2 protein-coding genes are annotated in these 8,667 nt (G+C 39.9%); both read left to right on the forward strand.

What is annotated here, in order from left to right:
• Nucleotides 1-94: 94 nt before the first annotated feature.
• Entirely contained in the window at nucleotides 95-1,423 is a 1,329-nt protein-coding gene (locus tag PAARA_RS00295) for an IS4 family transposase (protein WP_062567086.1), read from the forward strand.
• Between the two features lie 341 nt (nucleotides 1,424-1,764).
• Nucleotides 1,765-8,667 (forward strand): SpvB/TcaC N-terminal domain-containing protein (locus tag PAARA_RS00300; protein ID WP_276325272.1); only part of this gene is annotated, 6,903 nt, incomplete at its 3' end.

An 8,667-nucleotide genomic window follows, 5' to 3' on the forward strand; every position in this document is an offset into this window, starting at 1 on the left:
TAATGCCGATCAGTTAAGAATATTTTCATGATCGGTTGACCGATCTTTTAAAGGCTTCAAAATCCGATATCAGAAACTGATATCGGATTTTTTTATGTCTTTACTCACAAACCTCGATGAAACATTTAGTCATGCGGAAGACTTGAAGGCTGTCGATAAGCTTATGTCTTTTGTCGACCCTGAACTTCTTCAGCAAGCCTATACACTATCGGGCGTAGCAACTATCAGACGTCGCCGGTTACCTCTGGATTCGGTCGTATTTACTATCGTGGGTATGAGTCTTTTTCGTAATGACCCTGTCTGGGACATCGCAAATAAACTTGATATCTCATTACCAGGTAAAAATCGATTTGTTGCCCCCAGTGCGGTAGTTCAAGCTCGGCAACGACTAGGTGATGAAGCTGTCGGTCACGTCTTTAAGCTGATGGCACAACGGGCCTTTGGTGATTTTGCCTTTGAACAGTGGTGTGGTTTAAATGTGTTAGCAGTTGATGGCGTGATGTTTCGTGCTCAGGATACCGGTGAGAACCTTACTGCATTCGGTTGTGACCGTAATGCTAAAGGCGATAATCCGTATCCACAGGTACGCATGTGTAGTCTGATGGAAACCTCCAGCCACCTTCTACTGGCCAGTGAGTTTGACAGTCGGGATGTGGGGGAGATGTCTCTTGCGCAGCGGCTTATTCCTTCGGTTCCCAATAACTCTCTGACTCTTTTCGACAGAGGATATTATTCGCTGGGGTTATTGTACTTATGGATGACTAAAGGCGTTAATACGCACTGGATGCTCCCTGCCCGTAAAGATCTACAGTACACAGTAAAACACCGACTAAGCGAACATGATGCTGTTATCACTCTCAAGACTTCGCCTCAGGCTCGGAAAAAATTTGATGGTCTACCAGAAACCATCGACGCGAGGCTAACCAGTTACAAAGTAGACGGGAAAAGCTACCATGTGCTCAGTTCAATGGTCGATGTATTGCAGTTTCCCTACGAAGAAGTTGTTGATGTGTACGTTCAACGCTGGGAAATAGAGCTAGGGTTCAGGGAAATGAAACAGACGCTAAATCAGGCCAAGCTAACACTTCGTAGCAAGAAACCTGAGATGGTACGACAGGAGCTCTGGGGACTACTACTGGCCTACAACCTGATTCGGATGATTATGCTGGATGCCGTTAAAGATATGCCTGAGCTATCCCCATCGCGGCTTAGCTTCGGCCTCTGCATGAGACACATCATCGTGTTCTTCCTAACCACTTTACCGGAAACAGTAACCAAGTTGCCCGTTCACTATGAATACCTGATGGAATCGTTAAGGATGATGAAATTACCTGACAAACGGCCTGATAGGTATTACCCAAGAGTTGTGAGGAAAAGACCGACTAAATACCCCACAAAGAAAAAAGCCAGTCAGCTTAACTGACTGGCATTAGTGCTTAGCACGGGTTTTTTTATTGCCTAAACTATCCACTGAGGAAGACGACTATAGCCATTAAGGCTTTTCTTTGAATAGCATGATTGAGTTCAACTCTGAAAAGCATAAGAACAACTAATCATAGCCTCATTATTTATGATGCGAGGCTTATATAAAAATGATAACACTAGGTAGTAAGGTTAATATTATTTTTTATGAGGGAGTTATGTATATGTAGTTAAAGTGTTTATATTTTTAACTAGCTTGGTTACTTTTGTAACATCTTTATTGACATTGTTAGTAAATCAATTAATTTGTACCTGATTTTATACATTTTTAAGGATGATGTTTTGCGTAACCGGACTTATCGTTTTTTTATCTCTCTTTTGTTTTTAATGTCACTGTCAACTTTCGCGAGTGATTACGTTACAAATGTCGTGGAAGATTCATCCGTTGATGTTGGTGGGTCTCGTTTCTTTCCATCATCTCGGTTTGAGGTAGCATTTAATCACATAGTCACCCCTCCAAGAAATGGTACTGTTACATTTTTAGAAAAATACGACAATAAGATCCTAAAATATAAACCGAATTCCAACTTTTGTGGCTCAGATAGTGTAACAGTGTCATTTGTTGTAACAGGTCTTGCTGACACGATTGGATTACCCGGTGATAAGACACTCTCAATCTCCTCAAATATACAAAGCCCAAGTATTACTAATTTCAGCGGGACAGTTTCTATTTTTGACCCTGAAAACAAAACCATTAGTTTTAGTGTTTCGTGTGTAAACGACCTACCAAGAATAATAGGCACACCTGATCAAGCCAATTTTAAAAATGGAATTAATGACTTGGTGACAGGAGAAGATACAAATAAAACAGTGGGTTTTATAGTTAGTGATGCAGAGACCGCAGCGAACAGTTTGGTTGTATCAGTTTTGAGTAGCTCTAATGCAAGTTTGTTACCGACAAGCAGAGTTATTTTAGGTGGCAGTGGCTCATCGCGTAATGTGACGTTAAAGCCAGCAGCGAATAAATATGGATATTCAGATATACGTTTACGTGTAACTGATGCAGATGGTGGCTACCACGATGATGTGTTTCGCTTTACTGTTAACAGTGTGAATGATGTTCCAATAATAGCTGATATTGCAAATCAAAGTACAAATGAAGATACCAACAAAACAGTCGGATTTACTGTAAGTGATGTAGAAACTGCTGCGAATGACTTATTAGTATCAGTAGTAAGTAGCTCAAATAGTAGTTTGCTACCGACAAGCAGAGTTATTTTAGGTGGCAGTGGCTCATCACGCAATGTGACATTAAAACCTGTAGCTAATAAACATGGGTATTCAAACATACGTTTGCGAGTGACGGATGCTCATGGAGCCTATCGTGATGAAGTCTTTAGATTAACGGTTAATAGTGTAAACGATTCTCCCACGATAAGTAATATTGCAAATCAACAAACAAACGAAGATACCAATAAAACAGTAAGCTTTACAGTTAATGATTTAGAAACCACAGCCAGTAGTTTACTAGTCTCGGTTGTGAGCAGTTCAAATAGCGGTTTGTTACCGACAAGCAGAATTACTCTAGGAGGTAGTGGTTCATCGCGTAGCGTAACATTAAAGCCTTCATCTAATAAACATGGGTATTCAGATATACGCTTGCGTGTGACTGACTCAGATGGCGGTTATCGTGATGATGTATTTCGCCTTACTGTTAATAGTGTCAATGATGCTCCAACAATTGCTAATATTTCAAGTCAAAATACAAATGAAGACACTAGCAAAATAGTAACGTTTAATATTAATGATTTTGAAACTCCCGCCAGTGGCCTTGTTGTATCGACAGTAAGCAGCTCAAACAACAGTTTATTACCAATAAGTAGTATTATTTTGGGTGGTAGTGGTTCATCGCGCAACGTAACAATGGAGCCTACTGTCAATAAACATGGGTATTCAGATGTACGTTTACGTGTAACGGATGCTGACGGTGCTTATAGTGAGCGAGTTTTTAGACTCAATGTCAACAGTGTTAACGATGCCCCAGAGATTGTAGGGCCAAACTCTATTAACTTGATAGCAGGTAATCAAAAAAAGCAGGATTTCCAGCTTAGTGATATTGATTCACCTCTTGCTACATTATCTGGCGTGGTAAGTGCTGACAATCCAGCATTATTTGATTCTCTTTCAGTATCTGTTGTTGATGGAAAAGCAACATTAGCACTTCAAGCGAGCACAACCCCAGGCAGTACCTCTATTCATTTGGATATTAGTGATGAGAATGATTTAAAAACTACGAAGTCTATACCTGTTCAAATATTAAATATAGCGCAAGCCGTAGCCGAAACCACAACGCAGATACCAAACGATGCTACATTAGTTAATATCTCTTCACCGCCAGTTAGCTCTAATGGAACTATTGCTGGTTCTGCAGGCGTAAATGGTGGTGCAGCTACTTATAATATTCCAATTCAGCTACCACCAGGGCGTGCTGGAATGCAGCCTGAAGTTTCACTGAATTACTCATCTCGAAATGGAAACAGTATTGCAGGTATGGGCTGGTCATTGGCTGCAAGCTCAAGTATTTCTCGATGTGCAGCTACATATGCTCAAGACGGCTTTAGTCAAAACCCCCAATATAATACTCATGACAGATTATGTTTAGATGGGCAGCGTTTAATTGCCACATCGGGTATCTATGGAAATTCAGGCACACAGTATCGCACTGAAATAGATAGCTTTGTTCGAGTGACGCAAAATGGTTCGCTTAATGGCACTTCTACTTGGTTTAAAGTGGAATATAAAAATGGTCGCGTTGGCTATTTTGGTAAAAGTACTGATTCTCGCTTAGTGCATGATGGAAAAACACAGGCCTACTCGTGGTTAATAGATTACGAGCACGATCCCACAGCTAAAAACTTTATGCAATTTCAATATGGTGAATTTGGTAAAGGTGAAAAATTATTAACATTTATATACTACACGGGTAATTCTGTTTATGACCAAGGCAATAGATATATTCATTTTCATTATGAAGATCGCATAGATCGACGCACAAACTATTTGGCTGGTGGCGCGTACTCATCAACTAAACTGTTAACTGAAATCAGTACGTTTGTAGGTGAAGAGTTAGTTTGGAATTATAGGTTAAGTTATGCGACTAGTTTATCCAGTCAACGAAGCTTATTGCGAGATATTAAGCAATGCAACTCAGAAGTTTGTTTACCGCAAACAGCGTTCTCGTGGTTAGAAGCAGCCCCTAGTTATAGCTTTGAGCCACTGGAATTGAAAAATGGTAATAGTACTGTTGAGGTACTTACACAACCCTACATCAATAAAGTAATACCTCGCGGCGACGCTAATGGTGATGGAGTAAGAGATTGGCCAGCGGTTGATTTAAATAATGATGGTGTACCTGAACAAACAGGTCTATCAGCTAATGCAGAGGGCGAGGTGACAAGCCGCCACAGTGATCCTTTGGGGTATTGTTTTAGGCCTTATGCATCCTCAAGTGTGAGATGCCTAGAAGGCGATTTTAACCTAGATGGTAGAACTGATGCGTTTACACTCTCTGGTGATTGGGGAAGTAATGGATTATTTAAAATTAAGTATGCGGGTAGTTCAAGCTGGATTAATACAGAAATATCGAAAACTCATTACAGTGATGAACCTTTAGCAATTGACGATTTTAATGGTGATGGATGGCCGGATATTGTGTTCAGGCAAGTAGATGATGGCGTTAATTGGAAAGCTACGATTACTATATTTTTCAATACAAAAAATTCAAATAGGCCATTTACCGTTAATAGTAGCCAAGTGCTAGTAGCTAATGCTGTCACGAGATCCCATCGAGGTACGGTAAATTATGTAGATCTTCAATCACTAGGGGATTTAGATGGAAACGGGACAAGCGACTTTATCTTATATCAGGGAAGTGGTTTGGTTCCTGCTATTGCTATACCCGACAAAATCTTTTTTGTGATGCCTAGTCAAAGTGGTTCAGCAACCATTTCAGAATACGAGTTTTCTGGTCACCTTGATGTTACCCAGGGCCAAAATATAGGTGAGGCAAATTTATTTCATGATGTAAACGGAGATGGTTTACTTGATTGGTTAGCTGTTGATGTCGATAGTAATTTAGCTGTTCGGATTAATACAGGTGGTGACTTTGATACCACATGGCAGAATTTAAATGTACAAATACCAATGTATGAAGTAGGTTACATGGCGAGCATATCAGAGCCAGAAACGCTTATACTTCCAAATTTAAATTTAACATTTGCAATGGATTATGATGGTGATGGTAAGCAAGAGCTACTTTTTGCAAATGCTGTTGCGGCATCAGCTTGTTCCGAGGTTGAAAATTGGCGTTATGTTAATGGGCGTGAAGTATTATCTACAGACTGGTTTTGTGATAATCAGTTGTGGAGCTTAATTAAAGGGCGGCACGATGCATTTAATATTAGGTCTGTAAATGGGGCAGAATTAGATGTATCGGCAAGGCACTATAAGGCAATTTATTTTGATGAAGCTAATACTGGTGAGTTGAACGCATCAACCAAAGCAACAGACATTATCGCATCTGCAGGTCAAAAAGCAGCAATTGATGCAACAGGAAATGGTTTAGTCGATGTTGTGACAACATTCGATTGTCAACGTCCTGGTTGTAAATGGAATCTAGACACAGCGTCATTATCAAATAATGTAAAGACAGACCCATCTATTGAAAATAGGCTATATATAAACCGTAATCTAGGGAGTCACCAAGGGAGAGCCAAAAGTGCGCAGGGCCTTAGTAATTATAATGCTGTAGATGTGATGTCGAGAGTTACGAATGGTGTAGGCCACTCAAGCGATTGGCAATATAAGCCTTTAGCCAGTGATCTATTTAATGATCAAAGTGGCGAGTTTTATTCAGTTACAAATCACTCTTCAACAAGCCCATATTTTTATTTTACATCAAGTATGTTGACCGTGGCTCAATTTGGCCAAAGTGATGGTATTGATGGAAAAGTTGAAAAAAGGTTTAAATATCGTGATGCTATGTTTAATCCTCAAGGACGTGGTTTTATGGGGTTCAAGTCAATAGCGGAAGAGAATATCACTACTGAATTGGTTACCCAATTCGATTTTAAGCAAGTTTTTCCGTATCAAGGCAAACTTTTGCGTCAGGCTACTTTTGAGCTCAATGATTTTCGTTCAAGAGGAATGGTTTACCTAACTGATAATGAGCCTAATGCGTTAAACCTCAAACTAACGAGTTGGCAAGAGAATACAAACCACTCTATTGATAATGTTTATAGTAATTACGCAAAAACAGTAAAAAATATCACACGCTTACCATCTACAAGTGCTGGTATTGAAAGTTCAACAGAAAAATCTCAAGTTAGTACTGAGATAAAAGAAGTTTTAGGCATTGATAAGTATGGTAATACTACTTCAGTTTCGAATTCTAAAGAAGATAGTTGGGGACTATATAAAACGACAGAACTCAATACATTTGAAAGTAATGAAACTGATTGGTGGCTAAATAAATTAACCAATCAGGTAGTTACTAAACATCCTATAACGGGGCGTAACTCTTCCGATGCTGTAACTTTAGTGAATGATCCAAAAACAACAATTACTTATGAGTTTTCTGAATTTCACTTAAACAGAAAAGCCAAGAAAACAGTCGTACTTGGTCATAAAAGTGGACAAGCATCAGGCAGAGGCAATACAACGAGTATTATTTTCAACAATTATGGTTTACCAACCCAAGTAACCCAAACAGCAGAAACTTATAAAGCGAGTAACAGTTGGAGCGACCAAGTTAGAACGAGTAAAATCACCTACTCTAAGAATGGTACAACCGAAGCAAGTGATGGGTATTTTCCATATAAACAAACGAATGCAAAAGGACACATCAGTTACACAGAAGTGAAGGCAGCCACAGGGCAAATAACCGAGACACGGCAACAGCTTAGTGGTAATAGCTACCTAACAACGCGTTACACATTTGATGATTATAACCGTCCTTACAGCAGCAAAACAGATGGTCAACCAATTGTGTACACAGCGGTACAAAGCCCAGATGTGCAAGCACCTGAGAACGCTGTTATCCAAATCGTTAAAGTGAGTGCAGGTCAACCGACGCAAAAAGTCTATCAAGATAAGCTTGGCCGGGTATTACGCACAGCAGTAGAAGATTTTAATGGTGACTGGGTATTTACTGATATTAGTTACGATGCAAAGGGCTATAAAATCTTTGAATCTGTTCCCTATAAAGAGGGGAATAGGTCATATGGTGTCACATACACTCATTATGACATCCTTGGTCGCCTAACAGAAAAAGTGACCAACCAAGCTTGCGGCGACATGACGACCACTTATGCCTATTCTGGGTTGAAAACAGATATCACAGCAACAGAAGATTGTAACAACAAAGCACTTGACATGTCTCGAACTTACAATAGTTTGAAGCAGTTAATGGAAACAGTTGATGCAGCGGGAGGCATTACACGTTACAGCTATAATGCACAGGGGTTACCCATTGTTATTCAGGATGCAAATGGCAATAAGATTCTTGCTAAATACAATGCACTGGGGCAGAAGACGCAAGTTGATGACCCAAATCAGGGGGTAACCAACTTTGAGTACAATGGCTTTGGTGAGTTACAACGAGAAATACGTGTTGGCAGTAAAACCCTCAGTTATATCACCGATGTATTAGGGCGTGTGACGCGACGAACAGGTACTGGGGAAAACACATTGTCGTACACCTACGACGGTGCAACATACGGCCTTGGACAGCTAAGCCAAGCAACAGGAAACGGAGTGACTAAAACATTCAGTTTCGATAGTCATGGCAGACCAGCCACACAAACAATAACTGGTAGTGGTAAATCCTATAAAACAACCACCTTCTATGATGCAAACTACGGACGAGTTAAAGGGCTACGTTACCCAAATGATTTAACAATTAGTTACGATTATACAAATAGTGGTTATTTGCAGCACGTTAAAAATACAGCAAACGACTATATTTATAAAACAGTGACAGACCAAGACGTATTTGGCAACATCACCGCAGCAAAGCTTGGAAATGGCACATCAGAAACGGCCACCTATAGTGAGCAAAATGGACAAATGCTGTTGAAGAGCGTGGCGAAAGGCACTCGTAATTTAATGAATATCAATTATCAATCATACGATGGGTTTGGTAATTTAAAACAAGTGGATGTAACGACAGGTAACCTTGGTATTGAC

It is taken from the genome of Pseudoalteromonas arabiensis, assembly GCF_001550155.1.
GTDB lineage: Bacteria > Pseudomonadota > Gammaproteobacteria > Enterobacterales > Alteromonadaceae > Pseudoalteromonas > Pseudoalteromonas arabiensis.

Excerpts from the sequence above, each read along its gene's own strand:
- PAARA_RS00295 (WP_062567086.1), top strand. The coding sequence starts at position 95 with ATGTCTTTACTCACAAACCTCGATGAAACATTTAGTCATGCGGAAGAC.